The sequence below is a fragment of the Bacteroidota bacterium genome (assembly GCA_016706255.1).
Taxonomy (GTDB): Bacteria; Bacteroidota; Bacteroidia; order Chitinophagales; family BACL12; genus UBA7236.
The window spans coordinates 776,857-798,051 of sequence record JADJJZ010000029.1; the positions used below are offsets into that span (position 1 = coordinate 776,857).

19 protein-coding genes are annotated in these 21,195 nt (G+C 34.7%); 12 read left to right on the forward strand and 7 right to left on the reverse strand.

The window, feature by feature from the left end; translation table 11 throughout:
• Positions 1-479: 479 nt before the first annotated feature.
• Genes IPI65_21285 through xseB form a run of 3 tightly spaced genes read left to right on the forward strand, consistent with a single transcriptional unit; the run spans position 480 to position 2,753 of the window.
• Positions 480-1,067, forward strand: coding sequence for a hypothetical protein (locus IPI65_21285; GenBank protein ID MBK7443966.1), 588 nt, complete (start codon positions 480-482; stop codon positions 1,065-1,067).
• 53 nt (positions 1,068-1,120) lie between these two features.
• Positions 1,121-2,563, forward strand: a complete 1,443-nt coding sequence (gene xseA, locus IPI65_21290) for an exodeoxyribonuclease VII large subunit (protein ID MBK7443967.1) — start codon at positions 1,121-1,123, stop codon at positions 2,561-2,563.
• Positions 2,544-2,753, forward strand: coding sequence for an exodeoxyribonuclease VII small subunit (gene xseB / locus IPI65_21295; GenBank protein ID MBK7443968.1), 210 nt, complete (start codon positions 2,544-2,546; stop codon positions 2,751-2,753). The genes xseA and xseB overlap by 20 nt, the downstream gene beginning before the upstream one ends.
• A 113-nt stretch (positions 2,754-2,866) precedes the next feature.
• Here the strand turns inward: xseB and IPI65_21300 are convergent, their stop codons facing one another.
• Entirely contained in the window at positions 2,867-4,000 is a 1,134-nt protein-coding gene (locus IPI65_21300) for a T9SS type A sorting domain-containing protein (protein ID MBK7443969.1), read from the reverse strand.
• 480 nt (positions 4,001-4,480) lie between these two features.
• On the opposite strand from IPI65_21300, the gene IPI65_21305 reads away from it, so the two are divergent.
• Entirely contained in the window at positions 4,481-5,833 is a 1,353-nt protein-coding gene (locus IPI65_21305) for an OmpA family protein (GenBank protein MBK7443970.1), read from the forward strand.
• A 7-nt stretch (positions 5,834-5,840) separates the two neighbouring features.
• Here the strand turns inward: IPI65_21305 and IPI65_21310 are convergent, their stop codons facing one another.
• Positions 5,841-7,166 (reverse strand): alpha-amylase, encoded by a 1,326-nt coding sequence (locus tag IPI65_21310; protein MBK7443971.1) that lies wholly within the window; start codon positions 7,164-7,166, stop codon positions 5,841-5,843.
• Positions 7,167-7,494: 328 nt separating this feature from the next.
• Here IPI65_21310 and IPI65_21315 point away from each other — a divergent pair, with 328 nt between their 5' ends.
• The 8 genes from IPI65_21315 (at position 7,495) to IPI65_21350 (ending at position 15,131) form a co-directional block, all read left to right on the forward strand.
• The gene (locus tag IPI65_21315) at positions 7,495-7,878 is read left to right on the forward strand and encodes a hypothetical protein (protein ID MBK7443972.1); all 384 of its coding nucleotides are present in this window, start codon (positions 7,495-7,497) and stop codon (positions 7,876-7,878) included.
• Positions 7,842-8,372, forward strand: coding sequence for a hypothetical protein (locus IPI65_21320; protein ID MBK7443973.1), 531 nt, complete (start codon positions 7,842-7,844; stop codon positions 8,370-8,372). The genes IPI65_21315 and IPI65_21320 overlap by 37 nt, the downstream gene beginning before the upstream one ends.
• Positions 8,373-8,896: 524 nt before the next feature.
• Complete coding sequence (locus tag IPI65_21325) at positions 8,897-9,532, forward strand: putative metal-binding motif-containing protein (GenBank protein ID MBK7443974.1); 636 nt, start codon at positions 8,897-8,899, stop codon at positions 9,530-9,532.
• A gap of 26 nt (positions 9,533-9,558) precedes the next feature.
• On the forward strand, positions 9,559-9,930 hold the full coding sequence (locus tag IPI65_21330; GenBank protein ID MBK7443975.1) for a hypothetical protein: 372 nt from the start codon (positions 9,559-9,561) through the stop codon (positions 9,928-9,930).
• A gap of 208 nt (positions 9,931-10,138) precedes the next feature.
• Positions 10,139-12,550, forward strand: a complete 2,412-nt coding sequence (locus IPI65_21335) for a hypothetical protein (protein MBK7443976.1) — start codon at positions 10,139-10,141, stop codon at positions 12,548-12,550.
• A gap of 54 nt (positions 12,551-12,604) precedes the next feature.
• Entirely contained in the window at positions 12,605-13,402 is a 798-nt protein-coding gene (locus tag IPI65_21340; GenBank protein MBK7443977.1) for an ABC transporter permease, read from the forward strand.
• A 12-nt stretch (positions 13,403-13,414) separates the two neighbouring features.
• A complete protein-coding gene (locus IPI65_21345) occupies positions 13,415-14,164 on the forward strand; it encodes an ATP-binding cassette domain-containing protein (GenBank protein ID MBK7443978.1) in 750 nt (249 codons plus the stop codon).
• A 1-nt stretch (position 14,165) separates the two neighbouring features.
• Positions 14,166-15,131 carry an MCE family protein gene (locus tag IPI65_21350; GenBank protein ID MBK7443979.1) on the forward strand — a complete coding sequence of 322 codons (966 nt, stop codon included), beginning with the start codon at positions 14,166-14,168 and terminating at the stop codon, positions 15,129-15,131.
• Between the two features lie 80 nt (positions 15,132-15,211).
• Here IPI65_21350 and IPI65_21355 read toward each other — a convergent pair whose 3' ends face one another.
• The 5 genes from IPI65_21355 to IPI65_21375 all read right to left on the reverse strand — a co-directional run bounded on the left by IPI65_21355 (position 15,212) and on the right by IPI65_21375 (position 21,063).
• Positions 15,212-16,669: a hypothetical protein gene (locus tag IPI65_21355; GenBank protein ID MBK7443980.1), complete on the reverse strand. Its 1,458-nt coding sequence runs from the start codon at positions 16,667-16,669 to the stop codon at positions 15,212-15,214.
• Between the two features lie 4 nt (positions 16,670-16,673).
• The gene (locus tag IPI65_21360; GenBank protein ID MBK7443981.1) at positions 16,674-17,960 is read right to left on the reverse strand and encodes a hypothetical protein; all 1,287 of its coding nucleotides are present in this window, start codon (positions 17,958-17,960) and stop codon (positions 16,674-16,676) included.
• A 254-nt stretch (positions 17,961-18,214) separates the two neighbouring features.
• Positions 18,215-19,309, reverse strand: a complete 1,095-nt coding sequence (locus IPI65_21365) for a T9SS type A sorting domain-containing protein (GenBank protein MBK7443982.1) — start codon at positions 19,307-19,309, stop codon at positions 18,215-18,217.
• A 273-nt stretch (positions 19,310-19,582) separates the two neighbouring features.
• Complete coding sequence (locus IPI65_21370; GenBank protein ID MBK7443983.1) at positions 19,583-19,840, reverse strand: zf-TFIIB domain-containing protein; 258 nt, start codon at positions 19,838-19,840, stop codon at positions 19,583-19,585.
• A gap of 128 nt (positions 19,841-19,968) precedes the next feature.
• A complete protein-coding gene (locus tag IPI65_21375; protein MBK7443984.1) occupies positions 19,969-21,063 on the reverse strand; it encodes a T9SS type A sorting domain-containing protein in 1,095 nt (364 codons plus the stop codon).
• Between the last annotated feature and the right edge of the window lie 132 nt (positions 21,064-21,195).

Here is a 21,195-nt window from a genome sequence, read left to right on the forward strand (position 1 = left end):
TGCTGGATTAAATTGATGCGAACATCTTTCATGTCAGAGCAAGGTTGTAAAGTTGTGAACCAATGATGTCCGAGCATGGTTCTTACATCCCAAAAAATAAACCAACTGTAAAACCCTGCGACATTGCAACACGGAATTAGATTACATTAATTCATAATAAAATTGTAGGCTAAGTTTTACAATTAAAACTTTGTCTTTTCCGTTATTATCAAAACCACAATTGAAAACATTTTTTATCCTCCTTGCATTTGCGTCGTTGGTGACAACTGTTTTCTTAAAAAGGACAACCCAACGATTATCGCGCAGAACTCTAAACGGTTTCCGGTAATTATAAATAGATTTTTGCGCAATCCTGATACGATAACATTTTATGCATGCAATGATTTAACAAATGCCTTGCCGAAATATATGGGCAAACATCAACTTGCAGATACTATTTTAATGGAGCATAATGGCACCTATATGACGAAGGGATTCTATTGCAGGAGATCTATAATAATGCTAAATGTTATGGCAACGCCGATTTTACAGGTCTGGATATTGTGGTTGATTATGAAACAACTGTTCCTATGGTTTACTATAACAATGGTAATCCGGAAAATAAAATAATTTATGCCTATTTCCCTGTATATATCATTAACAATAATTCTTCGGAGCGATATTTTAACTTCGATACAGGATGTGCCTTGGGAATCCAAATGAAAGATTCTCCATTTTACGAGCCTATCGAATATTTTGAAATGCCAATGAATTGTTTTGATATGAATTATTGTGTAAAATTATTAACGGGTGAATTTGTTTTGTTACTATTTAAAAAATATCAGGGAGATACAACAGGTCCCTTGCGTATTAGGATAAAAAACTCAGGTAATACATTATATAGCGCGCCTTTTAATGCAAGTTATAATAAATCACAAATAAATTTTGGTGCAAATTATGAGAAAGTGATAAAACCAAATCCTAATACCTTGAGTAATATATATCGTTATTTCTTAGGCCGCATACCACAAAAGTTTTTAATACCGAATTCACAATATCAGGTATCTCCTGAAATATTACACCACTAGTTTTAGCATTTCTCTTTTTTCCTGCACATTTTCCTTACCTTAGCAGGTCAACTTTGCAGCAACTTGTCCGAATTGCAACATATCAAACTATCCGAACTCATCCAAAAGGTGGAAGACACTTTGCGCAATACTTTGGCAACGAGCAATACTGGATTATCGCAGAAATATCCGGACATAAATTTTACGCCAACAACGACCGTCACTATTTTGAGTTTATTGAAAAATCGGAAACATCGAATGACCCGATTACTAAAATAAGGGGTGTTTCTTGGGTGTCGGGTTCGCAGCGGATTAAATTGTTTGAACAGGAAACGGGACAATTATTTACAAACGGTATTCAGGTTTTGGTGAAGGTGAAAATTGAGTTTCACAAAGTATATGGCATGCAATTGGTAATGCAGGATATTGACCCTTCATTTACCTTAGGCAATCTTGAATTACAACGAAGAGAAACATTACACAAATTAGCTACCGGTTTTCCGGATATTATTCAAAAAATAGGTGCCCATTATATCACCCGAAATAAAAAAATAAACATCCCTCCTGTTATTCAAAAAATTGCTATTATCGGTTCGCCAAATTCGGAGGGTTATATCGATTTTACACATACCGTTTCATCCAATCTATTTGGTTATAAATTTAGTATTGATATCTATCAGTCTACCGTGCAGGGTGGTGACGCAGAATTTGAACTGATCAATAAATTAATTGCCATTCACGAATCCGGTAAAGCCTACGATTGTGTGGTAATTATTCGTGGTGGTGGTGCAAAATCAGATTTTTTGGTATTTGATAAATTTAAATTATCATTGGCAATTGCAAAATTTCCGATTCCGGTAATTACAGGTATTGGTCATCACAACGATGTGAGTATTGTCGATATGATGGCACATACCAGCACTAAAACGCCAACAAAAGCTGCGGAGTTTATTATTTCGCACAACAGACAATTTGAAGAGGAACTGCTCATCTTGCAAAAAGCAGTGGTGATAAAATCACAGCAGATGTTGAGTATTCAAATGCAGCGTATTCATATGGCGAATACCACAATTGTGAATCAGGCGAGGACATATATTAACTTTCACAAAGATAGTTTAACAGGTTTACATCAAATTATTACGAATAATACCAAGTCAATTTTATATGCGCTGCAAACCAACTTAGTACACCTGCTCAACCAAATGTTATCTCAACCCAAAATAACCACTGCTAACAGGCAAAACGAGCTGAACAATCAAATCTCTAACTTAAAAGTTTTTTCACAAAAATTTCTCGTAAATCAAAAGGGTTATGTAAATCATTATATATCTTTAATTAACCTGATGAAACCGGATAATATTTTGAAAAAAGGATTTGCAATTATTGCACAAAACGGGAAAATTATCAGCGATAGTGAAAATATTAAAAAGGGAGATGAATTAACCATCACCATGGAAAAACATATTATTTCAACAACTGTAAATACAAAAACTGACAATGAAGGAACTCACTTATGAAGCGGCTTATGCCGAATTAAAACAAATAGCTGCTGAAATTGAAAATGAATCAGTATCGGTGGATGTGCTTGCTGAAAAAGTAAAACGTGCTTCGGAATTGATTGCTTTTTGTCAAACCAAATTGCGCTCTACCGAGCAGGAGGTGAATAATATTATCAAACAAATGGAGACTAAAACTACGCCGGGTTAAAATTTTTTATATCATTTACTACTTATTGTATCTTTTACAATAAGTAAATTATTAATAAAATGAAAAAGGTGATTGCCGAAACAATCACCTTTTATTTTAGTTATAAACTAAGCTTATTGCTTAACAAAATTCGCAGCAGTAACTACTCCACCCTGATTAATACTTACAATATATAAGCCCGGAGCAAGTGATTCTGTATCGAGAATCAACATGTCTTCATCGTTTGTGTAAGAAATATCTTCAATTACACGTCCCGACATATCGGTTACAGTAAGTAAAATTTCATCAGTTGATTCAGAATTGAAGTCAACATAAATGAAATCAGATGCAGGGTTTGGATACAGTGCAATTTCTGTTGTTTCAGTCATATCATCCATTCTGCAAGCTGCGGTAGTAAACGTTGCCAGCGGAGAAAACGCGCTGAATGTTCCGGCGCAATTACTGCGTACTTTCCATTCATAAGCGGTAGCACAAGTTAAACCGGAAATGGTTTTCTGGTTTGTATTTGCTTTTTTCTTCGACCACGTTACGGTTCCAACCTGGCGATAATAAATCTGGTAATAATCGATACCGGATTCAACAGTCCATTTTAATTTTTCAGCAGTTGGACCTGAAGGAATTGCGGCTACGGTAGCAGGAGGTGTTGCGCAAGGAATTCCATCACCGGCAATAATTGCAGTGTTGGCAGTTGCCTCATACGCAAAATCTTTAATGGTGTAAGTTACCGGACCGACAGTACAGTTTAAACGCATCCATCCATAGTGTAAAGTTCCACCTGAAATAAATTTAACGCCAAGATACTTGTCGCCTGCATTGGCAAATGGTGCATAGGTAACGCTGCTGTACATTGAAGCTAACCAACCAACATTGGTTCCATTGGAAATAAACCCTAAAGCGGGGCCAATTAAGTCGCCTGCATCTAAGGCACTACCATACGGTAAAATAGCTCCGGTATAACCGGCAATCATGTTTGATGGACCACCATAACCATAAGAGCTTAGGTTACCAATTGCATAAACCCAACTCCAGTTACCTGCAGTGTTTGAGTTTGCAAACAGGAGGAAATCACCGGTAGAATCGGCATCCATATCGATGGAAACCAGATCTCCCGAAACTCCTGTAAAGTCCGTTATGTCTGTGTAAACAATTTGGGCATCAGCATTTGCAGCTGTGGCCATGAACGCGCCCGCCATGGCAGAATAAGCAGCTAATTTGCCACCTTTTCTTGGGTAAATGTTTTTTTTCATAAAACACACAATTTTATTAATTAAAGAACAGATAGAACGAATTTAAAAGTAATATCGGAGAATGGCAAATGGATGGGCTAATTTTAACACAATCAATACATAATATATTGATTATCTGATAGTTATAAATGTAAAAAAATTAACTTTTTTGAAAAAACGCAGGTTTCCCGTGCCAAATTTGTTATGCTAAGGGTTAATCAAGGCTTTCAAACAGGTTATTTTCTGCGAAAACAGTATTCAAAACAGAATTTTAGCTGTCAGTTTGAATAATTAATTTTTATTTAAATACACCAATTAATTCATATGAATAGGAAAGTATATTATTAGATAACTAGTTTAAAGTATGCAATTAATTCAACCCGATAATAATAAATATTGCCAAAAAACGTTGTTTGTTATTACCCGGCAATTTAGTTTTTCCCTTATTGCATGAAAACACCCATTTGAATAACCTTTTTATTTAATGGAAAACCCAATGTTATGCCCAAATTTTATTTATGTTTAATATTGATAACAAGTTTATCAGTATCTGCCATTGCACAAAACCCTTACCTAAAAACAAGTATTTATTTTGAAACAGATAAATATTTGCTCACGCCGGAACACCTTCCGATATTAGATAACTTAATTGCAGATTTAAGTGGGAAACAAATTATTAAAGTAGTGATTCGTGGGAATACCGATGCAGATGCAGATAGTTTGTATAATTTAAAATTATCGGAAAAACGCGCTACCAGTGTTTCAGATTATTTATCTGAAAAGGGTTTAGATAAAACCAAATTTGTGAAAGATTATTATGGGGAGAATAAACCTAAATCAACAAATTCGAATGAAGTTGGCAAACAACAAAATCGCAGGGTAGATATTATTATTACATATAAAAATCCAATACCGGATGGTGCACAACCTATTGTTGAAGTAGCAGAAGAAATTCAACAAACACCTAATGAAAATTGTGATAAGGACACTATTGTTTATTTACCGGGTGGCTCACAAATAAAAATGAATGCCTGTGAGTACCGATTAAAAAAAGATTGTATTAGTTTTAAGGAATATATAACTCCGGAATCCATACGGGAAGCGGGTTTAACAACTATTGATGACAATGGTAACGAACTACTTTCAGGTGGGATGATAACATTTGAAACTTGTGATACCAATTGTTTAAACGAACCTGCTTATGTGCGTTTACCGGTTCCGTGTAACCTTAGCATGAATATGTTATTGTATACACTGAATGGTGATAGTACGTGGAGCGATCCACAAAATCAAATTCGTGTAGTTTCACAAGGTGGAAATTTATTTTATGAATTTCCAATTCAATGTGCTTACAATAAAAATGTAAATACCGATAATAATATAAATAATAATAATCGAACAAGTAAAAATGTTGATGTACCGGTGTCAAATGGAAATAACAAATCGAATAATTCGGGCAGGTCAATAACATTCAATTGCGATGTAGTGACAAGTGGAGTGGGAACCGGTAAAATATCCAGGGTGCTTACACCCAAAACCAAGTTTAAAGCTGAAAAAGGGATGACACTTAATTCAGTAACAATTTCGAGTACTTGTCCTTTAGGACAGTACGTTGCCAAAATAAATAGGCGTGGAACAAAGGCGGAATTTGTTAACCTGGGATGTTTACCCCAAACAGCAGAAGTGCGCATCATTGCTACAAAAGATTCAGCTCAAATAGTAACAGGTTATAAAAGTTTACGCTTGCTCACCGATGTAAAATTTCGTAAGCGTTGTGATACAAATCCTAAATTAATAAAAGTAAATAGTTTAGATTTTATTGGTCCAAAACTGGAAGAAAATTTCAGGATGTAATAATTGTTTATTTTTTTAGGATGAGATATTGATAAGGTAATAAATCCATTGTTGCAGATAAAGTAATTTGTTCATTAGTAATTGCATTTATCCAATCACCCTGCAAGGTTGCATCAATTGAAATTGTCTGATTTAAATTTCTGGCATTTACAATTGTTAAAACTGTTTCATCTGTTGTATATTTTTTAAATATGGCAACATTAGCATTCGTATAAGTTTGCAGCGTGCCATATCGTAATGCATTTGAATTTTTATAAAATTGTAAAATTGATTTATACTGTGCGTAAATATTTGGATTAATTGTCCAGTTAATAGACCCTGAGTAAGCTCCTGCGCTGCTCACACCAACTTCCTGACCGCAATATAACATTGGAACACCCTGTAAATAGTAAGTTATTACCGAAGCAGCAACAGCACCTTCCTGACCACCATAAACATTTGGTGCAGGATTTATGTTAGTTTCATCATGATTCGTAATAAAACGTAATTTTTGTGCACCGGCAGGAACTACACCATATTCTGATGTATTTGTAGAATACAGAACACTGACATACGAACTGGCAGAAAATACATTTTTAATACTGGTTAAAAAGTTCCATGAAAAATTTAATTGAAATCCTGCAGTAAAATGATCAGCGCGAGCACCTTCAGCTAATAAAATTAAATTTTTATCCTTATTATTTTTTAATGAATCCAATGCCTGTTTCCAAAAATCAAATGGCACATAATCAGCCGCATCACATCTGAACCCGTCAATATCTGCTTCTGCCACCCAATATTCCATTGCATCAATCATAGCAAGGCGCATATCAGCATTGGTAAAATTCAAATCAGCAACATCGTTCCAGCCGGTTCCGGGCGGACTAATGATATTACCCGAACCATCAACAGAATACCAACCTTCGTTATCAATCCAATTGTTATCCCATGCTGTGTGATTCGCAACCCAATCTAATATTACGGCTATATTTCTGCTATGTGCCTCTTTAACAAGGGTTTGCAAATCGGTTAAAGTTCCTAAATCCGGGTTTACAGCAGTATAATCCTTAACACAATAAGGCGAGCCAAAAGAATTCAAGTCTCCAACAGGAAATATCGGCATCAACCAAATAGTATTAATACCCATTCCTTCTATTGAATCGAGTCGTGCGGTTACCCCCTGTAAGTTATGCGTAGTGCTCAGTGCAGGCACATTTACTTCGTACATCACGATATCTGCTATTGCCGGTGTTTCAAAGGGCAATTCTTCAGGCGTTGGGGTTGTTTTACAGGCAAAAAATAATAAACTGCTAAAACAGTAACCCAATATTATATATAAGTAGCGTTTATTCATTGCATAAAATTACAAAATAATAAAACTAAATGTTTTATCAAGTATTTATGTCTAAACAACTGCGAATCAAACGAATGTAATAATTATAACAATACAATTGTTAACACCCATGAGCGAAAATTTTCAATTTATCATTTTAACATAGGTGGGAATATTGTAACAAATTAATACTGTAATGTAACTAATTTCAGATATACCGATACATCTTTGCATCATACATACATCTCCGATTTATTGAGCGGAAAAAAAATATAGCTGACGGAAAATTATACATCTAAACCATTCCGTAGCCGGTTAATTAAGCGTTCAATATTTTAAAATGTTAATTATGAAACTAACACACACAATTGCTATTATTATAGCCATGCATATCTATGTCCACAAACCAAACCGGCGGGGTATCATTTTTGTAAATGATGAGGTTGGCCATCGAGGGGGGCCACCTGCAGCCAATTGGACTTCGTTAAATGGTAATCCTGCAGGTTGTTATAAATCAACCGATCAATCATCAGGAACATGGTATTATAACAGTTCAGCAATTTATAATACTGACTTATCTGCTTATTATGGTTATAATCTGCATTTTGATTTAAAACAAAATGCCAATACTTTTCAAACTAACGAACCTGATGTGATGATTTGTAAGGCTGATGGCACAAGAATAGTTTATAACACATCAATAAATCCGGTACAACGTGGACATCCTATATAGTTCCATTAAGTGAATTTGGATGGAAATACAATACACTTGGCGGAGCTGCAGTTTCTTACAATGATATGATTTCTTTTTTAACCAATATCCAGGTAATAAAAATACGTGGTGATTATTCTAGCATCACTACTGAAACTGACTGGCTTGATAATGTATTAATTGCGCCGCCAATGTTATTGCCAATTGGATTAATAAACTTTTCATGCACTACAACTGCATGGAATACAATATCCGAGAGCACCTGCAGCTATTTTCAGGTTGAAAAAAGTTTTAATAATGGCTATAGTTTCGATTCTATAGGAACTGTATTTGCAGATGCATTTTCGAATGAAATTGCAACCTATATATTTTTGGATAATGATTTTACAAATAGCAGTTATTATCAACTTAAATCAGTAGATATTGATGGAACAGTTACTTATTCTGATATTATATTTAATGAATATCATGCCCAACAACAGTTTACTTTATATCCAAACCCTACTTCGGAATAATTCATATTGATGCACATGCATCAGATTTATATAAAAACACCATTGTTGTATATGACATTGCACAACATATTGTGTATGCTGAAACTCAGGTTTCGAAACAAACAATAAAACCTTGAATTTAAAACATCTTATAGATGGAATTTATTTGATGGAAATAACTACTATAAATCAAAAACACAATTATCTGATACAAATTTTACATTAAATTAAACTATGTATATATTATATATAGTAACGCAAACAATAAATAAAAGCATGAATCGATTTTTACAAATCTTAATACCCATTTTAAGTGTTGGTGAAAATGCAGTCCAGGGATTTTCAGCATATTGTAATCCAAATATTGAAGCGGAACGTTTACTCAGAACTACTGATGCAAAAGGCGCCGGAGATGCCTGTGATATCGGTTTCAATACAAAAAATTTCAGCGCAGATGGCACTTTTGATACCAATTTAGCAGGTGTGGTTTTAAAATTATTACCTAATCCGTTTGTTACAGCTACACTATCATCGGTTGAAGCAAAATTCAGAATAACAGAAAAAGGCCCTGTGTTTGCCCGTTTTTCTTACAGCATCGATTCAGGGCAACCGCCGGCCGGAAAACGGGGATTGGTGGCGGCGATAGGAAGCGTAGGTGGGCTACAGGTCGATTAAATATTACCTACCTGAATATTTATGGTAGCGTTGATTTAATCGATGAAGATGGTGATGGTTACGGCATTTATATCGATTGTGATGATACAAATCCCGGCATACATCCTGATGCGATAGAACTATGTAATGATATTGACGAAGATTGTGATGGTGTAGCAGATGAATTAACAGCTTCAATAACACCCACAGGTATTCTTAATATCTGTAAACATGATTTTATAACATTAAATACAGCTCCGGGCTACGCGAGTTATCAGTGGTTAAAAAATGGTTACATTGTACCGGGTGCAACCAATGATTCAATTGTTACAGAAAAACCCGGTTATTATCAGGTAATAGTAACTGATGGTGTGTGTTTAGATACTTCAGCAGTGCAGGCTGCAGTAAAAGAAAATCCTTTTGCTAATATTTACTGGCCTGAAGGTTTAGATTTGTGTTTTGATGATTCATTAAAAATAAAAGCAGTTTTGAAAGCTATACCTGGCAATGGTATAAAGACGGAATAGCAATTCCATTTGAAAATTATTACAAAATGCTAGCTACGGAAGCAGGTGCCTATTATTGTGAAATCATCACATTTTATGGTTGCGCACGAACTACAGATACGATCAACATTATACAATCTTGTAAACTGGGTAATGGAAATTCCAATAATATGATTCTAAGCCCAAATCCGGCAACAGAAGAATTGAATATCAGTTTCAATAGCGGAAATAACTACTCAGGATCTGCAATTATCAATTTTATGCATATAAACGGTCAGATAGTTTCAACTGAAACAGTGTCTATATATAATGGAAATTTAAATTATACTATTAACGTAAACAGTTGGCCATCAGGCATCTATACAATCTGCTATCAACGGAAAAACATACACAAACAAAATAGTTGTAAACTAAAATAAAATTTAGAATAATGATTTATTTTTTGTATATTTGGAAAGGTGGAAAACTGTAATTATTCAACCTCCCGAAAATAAAATCAATCAATATAAACTTACATCCACAGTTTGAATTTTATTTAAAGAAAATTACAGCAGCAAAGTATTCCTTACGGTTTATTTTGCTGCTTTATAAATTATAATGACGTTATATCAAAAATACCGAAAATCATTGCGTAAGCTGCTCATCGTATTGGCCGGATTGTTTTTATTTTATATACTGGCTGAAGTCGCATTGGCAAAGGTTTTTCTTAAAAAAATAGAATCTGGTATTACTGCGGGATTAAATGAAAAAATAAACGGTGAAGTTGGTTTTGAACATTTAGGAATCAGTATTTTCGACAACTTTCCTAATGTTTCAGTTACTGTAAAGAATCTGGATATGCAGGGTCCAAACTATCCGGTTACTAAAGTATCTGTGTTTAAGGCCGGTGAAATAAATCTGCACATCAAAATTTCACAATTAATTCAGGGCAAAATTGCCTTTAGCAAAGTTTCCATAAAAAATAGTGAAATAAATATATCCCGACTACAAAACGGTTTGATGTCGACCAATAATTTGTTTGTAAAAAAAGAAGAAAGTGCTGATACCTCAACAACAACATCTTTACCAATAAGCAATATCGAGTTGAATAAAGTACGTATTATGATTGAAGATACTGTTATAGCTGACAGCAGATTTGATTTTACCTTCACGAGATCAGAAATGCATATAGCAGCGGTTGACAGTGGATATCAATTTGAAACAGAAGATAACATATTTGTAAAAACACTCACCTTTAGAATAGAACGTGGTGGTTGTTTTGAAAATACAGGGATTAAAAGCAAACTAAAAATTCAGTGGAATCCTGATGCAAAGCTAATTACATTTTTACCATCCACATTAACGGTTAAAGAATCCAGTATTTTTTTAAAAGGAACAGTTTTAAATGATTCGCTACCGCAGGTGAATTTGCTTTTTAATGCACCAAAAACCAGTATGCCCGAAGCGGTCAAACTGGTAAGTAATTATACAAGAGAAAAATTGGAGGGCTACAATTTCACGGAACCGATAAATGCAACTCTTACTCTAACCGGTGAAATGATTCCAAATATTCCTTTAGATATTGATTTGTTTTTTCGAGCCGTAAAGAATCAATTTACAACACCCAAACAAACATTTGAAGAGGTTACCCTAAAAGGACACTACACCAATCACCTGAGCCCCTGGTTAGTTAAAAACGAAGCAAACAGCGGTTTGACCCTTGTCGGATTTAAAGGAAAATTTGAAACCATTCCCTTCGATATTAATTTGCATGTTTTAAATTTGGTTGACCCATATTTATATATGCATTTACGATCAGATGTAGATTTAAAGGGCGTAAATAATGCTGTGGATACCGCTTTAATTCAATTTGATGATGGCTCTATTAATGTTGATGTTACATTTAAAGGGCATACTTCCCCTGACCATGTAGCTGCTGAAGCAGATTCCGGTGCTACACTTACCGGTATTGCAGAAATTAAAGATGCCGGGTATACAATTACAAAAAGAAACTATGTGTTTTCAGATATTACCGGTAAAATAATTTTTGACAGGTATAATATTTATTTTGCAGGCATTCCTGTTAACATAAATAAGAATCAAACAAATGTATCTGCTTCTTTTGGGAATTTTGTAAATAGTTTAATGCAGGCAGAAGAAGCATTTACAGCAAATATTACCATTACATGCCCTAAATTTGATTTAGCGAATTTCTCAACTCCGGCTGATGCAGATGCGACCAAGAAACCCGATGAAAAAAAGCGCTTAAATAAATTGATTGAAAACCTTATCACAAATCTGGATGCCAATATTACCATGAATGCCGATCAGGTGGTAAGAAATAAACTCGTATTAAGTAATGTATCCGCCAATGTAAATATGCATAACGATGATATTTACATTCAGCAAGCTAATTTTAATTCAGCAGGTGGCAAAGTTAATCTTTCGGGGCGATTAACAGATATCGGCACAAATCATACTGCTTTTCAACTTTCAACAAATATTTCAAATGCAGATATCACACAATTATTTGCAGAACTCAATAATTTTAACCAGACAGTTGTCACCTCAAAAAACCTAAGCGGATTATTAGATGCAAAAATGACCGTTTCAAGTGGCCTGACGAAAAAATTCACTATTCGGCAAGAATCTATGGCCGGAACCTTTGAGGTGAAAATAAAAAAAGGGGAATTACACAATTTAAAAGCATTGGATGAAATAACCGGCAACATACTAAAAAATAAAGAATTTTCTAATATGCAGTTTGCAACCCTTAATCATAATTCAACCTTAAAAGGTCAAGACTTTACGATAGAACAGATGGAAATCCAAAGCAATGTTATAACCCTTTTTGTAAATGGCGTCTATAGTTTTGGCGATAATACAGAACTTTTTGTAAAAGTGCCCATCAGCAGTCTCAAAAATCAAGACCCGGATTACGTTGCTAAAAATAAAAGCCCAGATGAAAAAATAGGCCTTTCGCTCAATTTCAAAATAAAAAAAGAGAATGGCGAAATGAAAGTGATGCCTGTTTTATTTTCCAGAAAAAAATCTAATTAAAAAATAAATATTTAGCAGAATTGGGTTTCATTAAAAATGCGACGAAATAGTATTATGGAGAAAAAAAATCGTAAATATGTTTTTACAAAAAAATTAGATGCCTTTTTTATAGGCTTGCTGGATGCTTCGCGTTTTGTAGGCCTTTATTTTAAAGAAGTATTCAGAGGTCCGTTTGAATTTACCGAGTTCAAGAAACAATGTTATATGATGGGTATTAAATCGTTGCCCCTCATAACGCTTACAGGCCTGGTTACCGGCATTGTATTTACTAAACAATCGCGACCATCACTTCAGGAACTAGGTGCTGTTTCATGGCTGCCATCACTAATTGCTATCGCTTTGATCAGAGCATTGGCACCATTAATTACTTCACTTATTTCAGCAGGTAAAATTGGTTCCAATATTGGTGCTCAATTGGGCTCTATGCGAGTTACAGAGCAAATTGATGCGATGAATGTTTCCGGTGTGAATGCATTTAAATACCTGGTAGTAACACGGGTGAGCGCATCTACTGTTATGATTCCTATCTTAATGATGTACTTTGCTTTTATCGGTTTAATTGGTTCGTTTATAAATGTTTATTTGGGTGAAAATACCAGCTTCGTATCCTATTTTCAAGAAGCATTTTCGCCTATTTCATTTTTGGATGTTTTAACCGGATTGTTTAAATCCATCGCCTACGGATTAACCATTGGTTTAGTGGGCAGTTATAAAGGTTATAATGCATCAAGGGGCACAGAAGGTGTTGGTATTGCTGCGAATCAGGCTGTAGTTATTTCCATGTTCCTGATTTTTGTGGAAGAAATAATTATTGTTCAGATAAGCGGTTGGATCAGACTTGCACAATTTTAAAAAGTGAAACAAATGGAAACAAATTTAGCAATAGATATCAGCGACCTCCATATTTCATTTGGAGAACAACATATTTTGAATGGTGTAAATCTTAGTGTAAAAAAAGGTGAAAATCTTGTTGTACTTGGACGGTCAGGAAGTGGCAAATCGGTATTAATAAAAATTATAGCCGGATTATTAAAACCTGACTCCGGTAAAGTAATTACATTGGGTAAAGATATGAATACGATAAATGAAAAAGATTTGCGTTTATTAAGACAAAAAATCGGGTTTTCATTTCAGAACAGTGCCTTGTATGATAGTATGACGATTTATGACAATATTGCCTTTCCCCTATTGCGCAATGCAAAAAAATATACAAAGGCTGAATTAGACAAGGCTATTATCGGAGCATTAGATGCTGTGGGTTTAGCACAAACAGCACAACAAATGCCTGCTGAACTTTCAGGCGGGCAACGGAAAAGAATTGGTATAGCAAGAACACTTATTTTAAATCCTGAGTTAATGTTATACGATGAACCAACTGCGGGATTAGACCCAATCACATGTATTGAAATAAACAACCTGATTGTTGAATTACAGCAACGTTTTAATTCAAGTGCAATTATAATTACCCACGATTTAACTTGTGCAAAAACAACAGGACACAGAATAGCCGTTTTATTAGATGGCAAATTTATCAGAGAAGGTTCATTTGAAAGTGTATTTGCGACGGATGAACCATTAGTAAAACAATTTTACGAATACAATTTTATAAATTAATATGGAAGAGAAAAACAAACACGGAGTAAAATTAGGACTGTTTATATTTATAGGTCTGCTATTTTTTCTAGCCGGTGTACTGGCAATTGGCAATATCAATAATTCATTTACAAAATCAATTAATGTTGTAGCCATTTTCCCACAGGTAAGCGGATTACAACCGGGTGATAATGTATGGTTGAGCGGCGTAAAAGTTGGCACCGTAAAAGAATTACAATTTATGCCGAATTCCGCTGTAATGGTAAATATCAATCTGGAGAAAAAATTACAACAATACATTCCAAAAAACGCCTTGGCCAAAATTGGGTCTGACGGGCTAATTGGAAATAAACTCATTGTAATTTATTCCGGAGATATTGCAAAGGGGGCTATCAATATTGATGATACCCTAAAGGTTGAACCTACTATTACCAATGAAGACATGATGGCAACACTGCAGGCAAATAATCAGAATTTGCTTGCCATAACTTCTGATTTTAAAACATTGAGTAAAAACTTAGTCAGCGGAGAAGGAAGTGTTGGTCAGTTATTAACAAACGACGACCTGTATAATAACCTCTCCACATCTGTTGCAGCTATAAATTCAGCCGCAAATAAGTTAAATACCATGAGTGCTTCTCTTGTTTTATTTACCGATAAAATGAATACAGATGGTAATCTGCCAAATAGTTTTGTAGAAGATACGATATTATTTAGTCAAATTGCCGATGCTATTGCCACGTTAAATGAAGCATCCGAAACAGCTAAAAAGATAACTGAAAATCTGGAAACCACAACAGCAGGTTTAAATCAAAACACCAATTCCGTTGCCGGTGTAATTCTTAACGACCCAGCCGCTTCAGAAAACCTCAAACAGTCGTTGATTAACCTGGAGAGCAGCACCAAAAAATTAAATGAAAATATGGAAGCCCTTAAACATAATTTTTTGTTTAGAAGGTATTTCAAAAAACAGGAGAAAACAGAATAAATGGTGTAAAAAAACTGTGGTTTAAGCTATCGATGTGAAAGCCTAAACCACAGTTAAACTAATTCAGTTATGAACAATATTTAATCTGTAATGGTAAAAATGAAGGGTTTCATATTGGTTTGATCACCTCCGAGTACACTTATTTTATCCACTCCTGTTGTGGTGGAGAATGAGGGATTCAAATAGAAATAATTATTTTTCAAATCACCATCTTTTATAACAAAAGGCGCGTTCATTAAGCCATCATTTGAAATCCGGATCACTACCGGAATTACCCTGATACTAGGTGTACCCTCGAAATATTTTCTAGGGTCATCATTATAAATGATAGTTAATTTTCCATTAATGATTGCATATGCAGTATAGTATAAAACATTGATATTATTTGCTGCATACTCTTTCTGCAATTCAATTTGGAATTTTTTAGAACCATCGGCAGATAAGGCTATAACGTAATTATTTCCGTGTTTAAAGTTATAATTTACATCAACGGTAGTACTACCGGGATTAGCAATAATTTGTTCCTCCTTAAGTTGTTCAGTAGCTAAAAAAATCGTATTACCATTTAATAAAATATGTAATAGTTTAAGATTGTCGATTTGTTTATCTAAAGTAGACAATTTAGTTGCACCGGATTCAAGTCCTTTATTGGAGAAACAGAATACACCGTTTACCACATCTTCACCCACAGTTAATGTTTTGTTTTCATACCAGGTTCCGCATAGTATTAATTCATTTTCCGGATTCACAACAGCTTTATATTCTCTTATCCGATTAGAAATTGTAACATCAACAAAATACTCTTTCGCTTTAGTGTCACCTGCATTCCATTGGTATACTGCTAAAACCATATTACCGTTTTTTTCGGTAGTTTGTTTAGTCAGGTAAAAAATACCATTATCACTAACCGATAAACGTAATTGTTTGTTTTTTGTGTCTTCTCCGGGTAAAGTGATTGTGCCTTCCTTTGTTTTTTTCAAGGCACTGTCGAAGTATGCATATTTAATTTTACCGGACTGCTCTTTTTCATAAGGCAATAATGCAGCAACACCTAAACTATTACCACCCGGCGAAACTGAATAATAATTAAAGCCGGAGTTCATTAATTTTTCAAACGGGAAATCATTCAATACGGTTTCTGATTTTGAAATAACGCCGCTCTCATCAATTACTCTCGCACTTAAGGTGTTTTTACCGGCATCTTTATTTAAATTCTCAACTAGGCCGATTACTTTATTATTAAATGGAATAATATCCATTATCTCATAATTGTTGTTAAATACACCCGGATTAAATTCTAATTCTTTATGGTATTTTAATCCCCCCGCATTGTCGTAACAATAAATTGAATAAACAGATAAGGTGCTCACATCTACCTGTGAGATATGATACGTTAATCCGTTACATTCAAAATTGATATAATCCGCTCCCTTGTAAACATCGTATTTAGCTGAGCCGCCTGAGGTGTAAGTCACATTTTGAGCATACATACTTCCCGCAGCAGCCAAAATAAGTAAATAGATAATAAATTTTTTCATATGTTTAATTTGTATTCGCCAATTTTCGTTTTTTCAAATCATTGTAAGCACTTTCGAAAGCATCTTTAATTTGTCGCTCTCCATATGAAAGGGACAAGCCATTTAATATGGTAAATATGCCATCTGCCTTTTCTGTATTACCGGTTGCAAAATAACATTCCAATAAATTAAAGCATACAGCAATGGTAATATCTTTATCAATTCTTGCCTTTTTGTTTTGCGGGTCAGATTCAGCAAGTGCGGCATTCCAGGAAGTAATTGCAGACTCGATTTTTGTTAACGCGGTTTGTTTGTCATCCACCAGCAATTTTAAACCCGAACTCGCTTCATTAAAAGCAATTAATAAATCTTTATAAGTATCATCCTTCGATTTGATAAAATATAATTTCGCTTCGCGGTTTGTTGGTGCATATCCATACACATCGTTAACTAAATTATTAATAAAAATCAGATTATTTTGAAACAACGCTTCCTCCTTGGTTTTCACCAGCAATTCGGTATTAATATCTAATGGTTTTTCACTATCATCTGATTTATAAACCTGATAAACATTTAATTCCTGTGGTGTAATGTTAAGGAGTTCTTTGCCATCAGGACTTAAAACTAAAACTGACATTGGGTGACGATAAGAAAATTCTACATGATAATAAGTTACACTTCGTGTTGTAGACTGTCCATTTACAATTGAAGTAACATTTTTTTGAGCGGTCATTTGTCGGGGCTGCGTATAGTCATAACCATAAATCGTAACCTGAATGAGAACAGCATCTTGTGGCTTTTTATCATAACCACCTAATTGCAGATAGGTATCAGCAACAACAGGATAATCATAACTGGTTTGTAATTTAGGTTGCGGCACGCTGCGTTTATAGGGTGGAGATGGTATATATTCAACAGGTTTATTATTCTCATTAAGTACCTGTTTTTCAACAACTTTTTCTGCTAACGATTTTTCGTTCCATTCGGCAAGTGCCTTTTCGTAAGCAAGTTTAGCATCCTGAACCTGACCTGGGTATGCAGCCATTGCAGTTTGATACTCTGCTTCTGCAACAGCCAAATCGGCTTCATAAGCTGCCTGTAATTTTGCATTTTCAGCCTCAAATGTTGCAAAAATGGAGGCCTGATAATTTTTAGGGGTAAAGGAAAGCGGTGTTAATGGTAATTTGATATACTGATATTCAATTTGTTCATCTTTTACGTTTTGAGCAATAGCAGGAAAGGCATTAACAAATAGGAATAATATTAATATTATCGCTGTTTGCAAGCGATGCAATTGAGGAGCTGTTTTCATAAGTAATTTCTTACCCGCAAAGATAATTCCACAAAAGCAATGTCTTTAAAATACACGTATAAAAATGATAATTGCAGCCTTTTTAAGGAAAATTGCAAAAATCTATTCCAATTTAATTTCCTAAACCATGAACAGTGCTGATAAAAAATCTAGTTTATTTTAAAGATAAAACAGAGTTGCGTTTTGACAATTTTACAGAAAAAAACCGCTACACAAAAAGTGTAGCGGTTTTTAATGTTGTTATAATAATTAAATTATTGTTTTATAAACTCTTGTCGTTGCACAACATTATCGGCAGTAATTGAAACAAAATACATGCCTGCCGGTAAGGTAGATAAATCAATTGTTGTTGCATATCCATTAACTGTTTCTGAATATAACAGTGTGCCGGTGAAATTAAATATTTCTACAATACCATTGTTGACAGGCTCTTCAAAATTTACATTAAGCGAACCATTTGCAGGATTAGGATAAATAGAAAAATCTACTGATTCAGTTTCTCCTAAACGGCAGGATAAGGTTGTGAATGTATTTAAAGGCGTATACTCCGACAAGCCACCTGCACAATCTGCCTGCACCTGCCATTCGTATTCGGTATCACAATTTAAGGTTTTTAATTTAATAAATGTTTTAGGTGCTTCAACTGTTTTTTCATGCCAATCGGTAGCACCAACTTCACGAAAACGAACATTGTAACCAGTGGCTCCGGTCACATCTGACCACGTAATTTTTGCTTTTTCTGCTTCAATACCTGTTACATCTGTAGATGGAGGTACTTCACAAACATCAACAGGTAAGCCTTCGCCGGCAAATATACCCTCAGGTGCATATGCGTAATCTTTTATAAAATAGCCGCATTCATCCACCTGCAAACGCACCCAGGCGAAATATTGATCTCCGGAAGGTGTGAAAAAATTGATACCAAGGTAGGCATCATCTTCCGAAATCCAAGGTCCTAAACCATAGGTAGAACCGCCGCCTACATGTTGAAGATTTAAAGCTTCCGGTGGGTTATTAAAAGCTTCCAGAATTGGGTCACCCGCATCAAATTTTAAGGCAAACGTCCAACTGGCACCATAGTCAACAGCATAATTCATGAAACAGTAGGAATAGTTTGGAACAACAGCCCCATAGCAGCCAAATCCTGCTAAAAACATATCTTCTGTATGTGCGAAATACACCTCATATTCACCGTCCATATTTACATCCAGAAAATAATCAGCGGGATCACCTGTTATGTAAACATCAGGGTCGATGTCACCATAAACAACTTGTGCTTTCAATTGGTCGGAGCCTGCAAACAGAAATGCTGTAGCTGCTCCAGAGTAGGATAGTAATTTTGTTCTCATTAGATATAAATTTTATTACTTTAAAATTAAAAATATTTATTATTCAAACAAAACAAATGAGTAATATAAATTTTCTCTAAATTGTGCGACACACCAAAGTGGCGGCATTTGGCCAAAAAAAAGCCCCCACCCTTTATAGAATGGAGGTTTTGGACAATATTTTTTAAGATTTATTCCTGGAAATCAATTTTGGGCCTGTAACCGCTGCATTTATCTTTTTAAATTGCAAATTAAATTGCGAAGTAAAACCATTTGTTATTTGACAATTAGCAATTAAAAGTCGAAAATTTCACCCCAAATACTTTTCTTTTTATAATGTTGCGGGTGTTTATTTTGTTTGTAGTTATCGCTTTCATCCAATTGATGTTTTGACTTTTTAAAACTATCAGCCCCTTCCCCACTGCGGTCAATTAATTTATCTAGTTCACCACGATCGAGCCATACACCACGGCAAGTTGGGCAATAATCAATTTCAACGCCTTGACGATCAGTCATCAATAGGTCTTTATCAATACAAACCGGACATTTCATAAAATAATTTTTAGTATAAACTTTATACTAATAAAAATGTTCATCCATTTAAATAAAATTAACATTTTACAGAAAAAAACCGCTACACAAAAAGTATAGCGGTTTTTAATGTTGTTATAATAATTAAATTATTGTTTTATAAACTCTTGTCGTTGCACAACATTATCGGCAGTAATTGAAACAAAATACATGCCTGCCGGTAAGGCAGATAAATCAATTGTTGTTGCATATCCGTTAACCGTTTCTGAATATAACAGTGTGCCGGTGAAATTAAATATTTCTACAATACCATTGTTGACAGGCTCTTCAAAATTTACATTAAGCGAACCATTTGCAGGATTAGGATAAATAGAAAAATCTACTGATTCAGTTTCTCCTAAACGGCAGGATAAGGTTGTGAATGTATTTAAAGCCGTATACTCCGACAAGCCACCTGCACAATCTGCCTGCACCTGCCATTCGTATTCGGTATCACAATTTAAAGTTTTTAATTTAATAAATGTTTTAGGTGCTTCAACTGTTTTTTCATGCCAATCGGTAGCACCAACTTCACGAAAACGCACATTGTAACTAGTTGCACCTGCTACATCAGACCAGGTAATTTTTGCTTTTTCAGCTTCAATACCGGTAACATCAACAGAAGCAGGCATTTCACAAACATCAACAGGCATACCTTCTCCCGCAATAATTGGATCGGGTGAATAGGCATAATCTTTAATTACATATCCACATTCATCAACCTGCAGCCTTACCCATGCAAAAAACGATTCCGCTCCGTCTGGAGTTTCAAATACAAAACCTATATATTTATCATCAGGAGAAATCCAGGGACCTATGCCAAAAGTAGAACTGCCATCAGCGTGTTGAAGGTTTATATAACCGGGTGCATTATTAAATCCACCTAACACGGTTTCACCTTCTTCAAAAACTTTTGCAAAACTATAAAGGCCAAGTGAATCATATTGATAGCTAATAAAGCAATAAGAATAATTAGGCACCACAAATCCCGCACAGCCAATATCACCATACCCATTTGCAAAGTGATCAAAATGCACTTCATATTCACCATCTAAATTCAAATCCATATAATAATCTACAGGATCCCCTGTTACATAAACATCAGGGTCGATGTCACCGTAAACAACCTGCGATTTCAACTGATTGGAGCCTGCAATCATGAATGCAGCGGCGGCTCCGGAGTAGGAAAGTAATTTTGTTTTCATAGATATAATTTTTTTATAAAATAAATATACGGATAATTTTCTCAAAATCTACAAAAAAATCGTTCAATTTATACAAATTCTAGATTGTGCATATTTTACAGCAAGTGCCAAAAAAGAAAAATCCCCCGTTCA

Bases quoted from the DNA above. Each gene is read 5' to 3' on its own strand.
- xseB (MBK7443968.1), top strand. From the start codon at position 2,544: ATGAAGGAACTCACTTATGAAGCGGCTTATGCCGAATTAAAACAAATA.
- IPI65_21300 (MBK7443969.1), bottom strand. From the start codon at position 4,000: ATGAAAAAAAACATTTACCCAAGAAAAGGTGGCAAATTAGCTGCTTAT.
- IPI65_21305 (MBK7443970.1), top strand. From the start codon at position 4,481: ATGCCCAAATTTTATTTATGTTTAATATTGATAACAAGTTTATCAGTA.
- IPI65_21310 (MBK7443971.1), bottom strand. From the start codon at position 7,166: ATGAATAAACGCTACTTATATATAATATTGGGTTACTGTTTTAGCAGT.
- IPI65_21315 (MBK7443972.1), top strand. From the start codon at position 7,495: ATGAAACTAACACACACAATTGCTATTATTATAGCCATGCATATCTAT.
- IPI65_21330 (MBK7443975.1), top strand. From the start codon at position 9,559: ATGCTAGCTACGGAAGCAGGTGCCTATTATTGTGAAATCATCACATTT.
- IPI65_21340 (MBK7443977.1), top strand. From the start codon at position 12,605: ATGGAGAAAAAAAATCGTAAATATGTTTTTACAAAAAAATTAGATGCC.
- IPI65_21345 (MBK7443978.1), top strand. From the start codon at position 13,415: ATGGAAACAAATTTAGCAATAGATATCAGCGACCTCCATATTTCATTT.
- IPI65_21350 (MBK7443979.1), top strand. From the start codon at position 14,166: ATGGAAGAGAAAAACAAACACGGAGTAAAATTAGGACTGTTTATATTT.
- IPI65_21355 (MBK7443980.1), bottom strand. From the start codon at position 16,669: ATGAAAAAATTTATTATCTATTTACTTATTTTGGCTGCTGCGGGAAGT.
- IPI65_21360 (MBK7443981.1), bottom strand. From the start codon at position 17,960: ATGAAAACAGCTCCTCAATTGCATCGCTTGCAAACAGCGATAATATTA.
- IPI65_21365 (MBK7443982.1), bottom strand. From the start codon at position 19,309: ATGAGAACAAAATTACTATCCTACTCTGGAGCAGCTACAGCATTTCTG.
- IPI65_21370 (MBK7443983.1), bottom strand. From the start codon at position 19,840: ATGAAATGTCCGGTTTGTATTGATAAAGACCTATTGATGACTGATCGT.
- IPI65_21375 (MBK7443984.1), bottom strand. From the start codon at position 21,063: ATGAAAACAAAATTACTTTCCTACTCCGGAGCCGCCGCTGCATTCATG.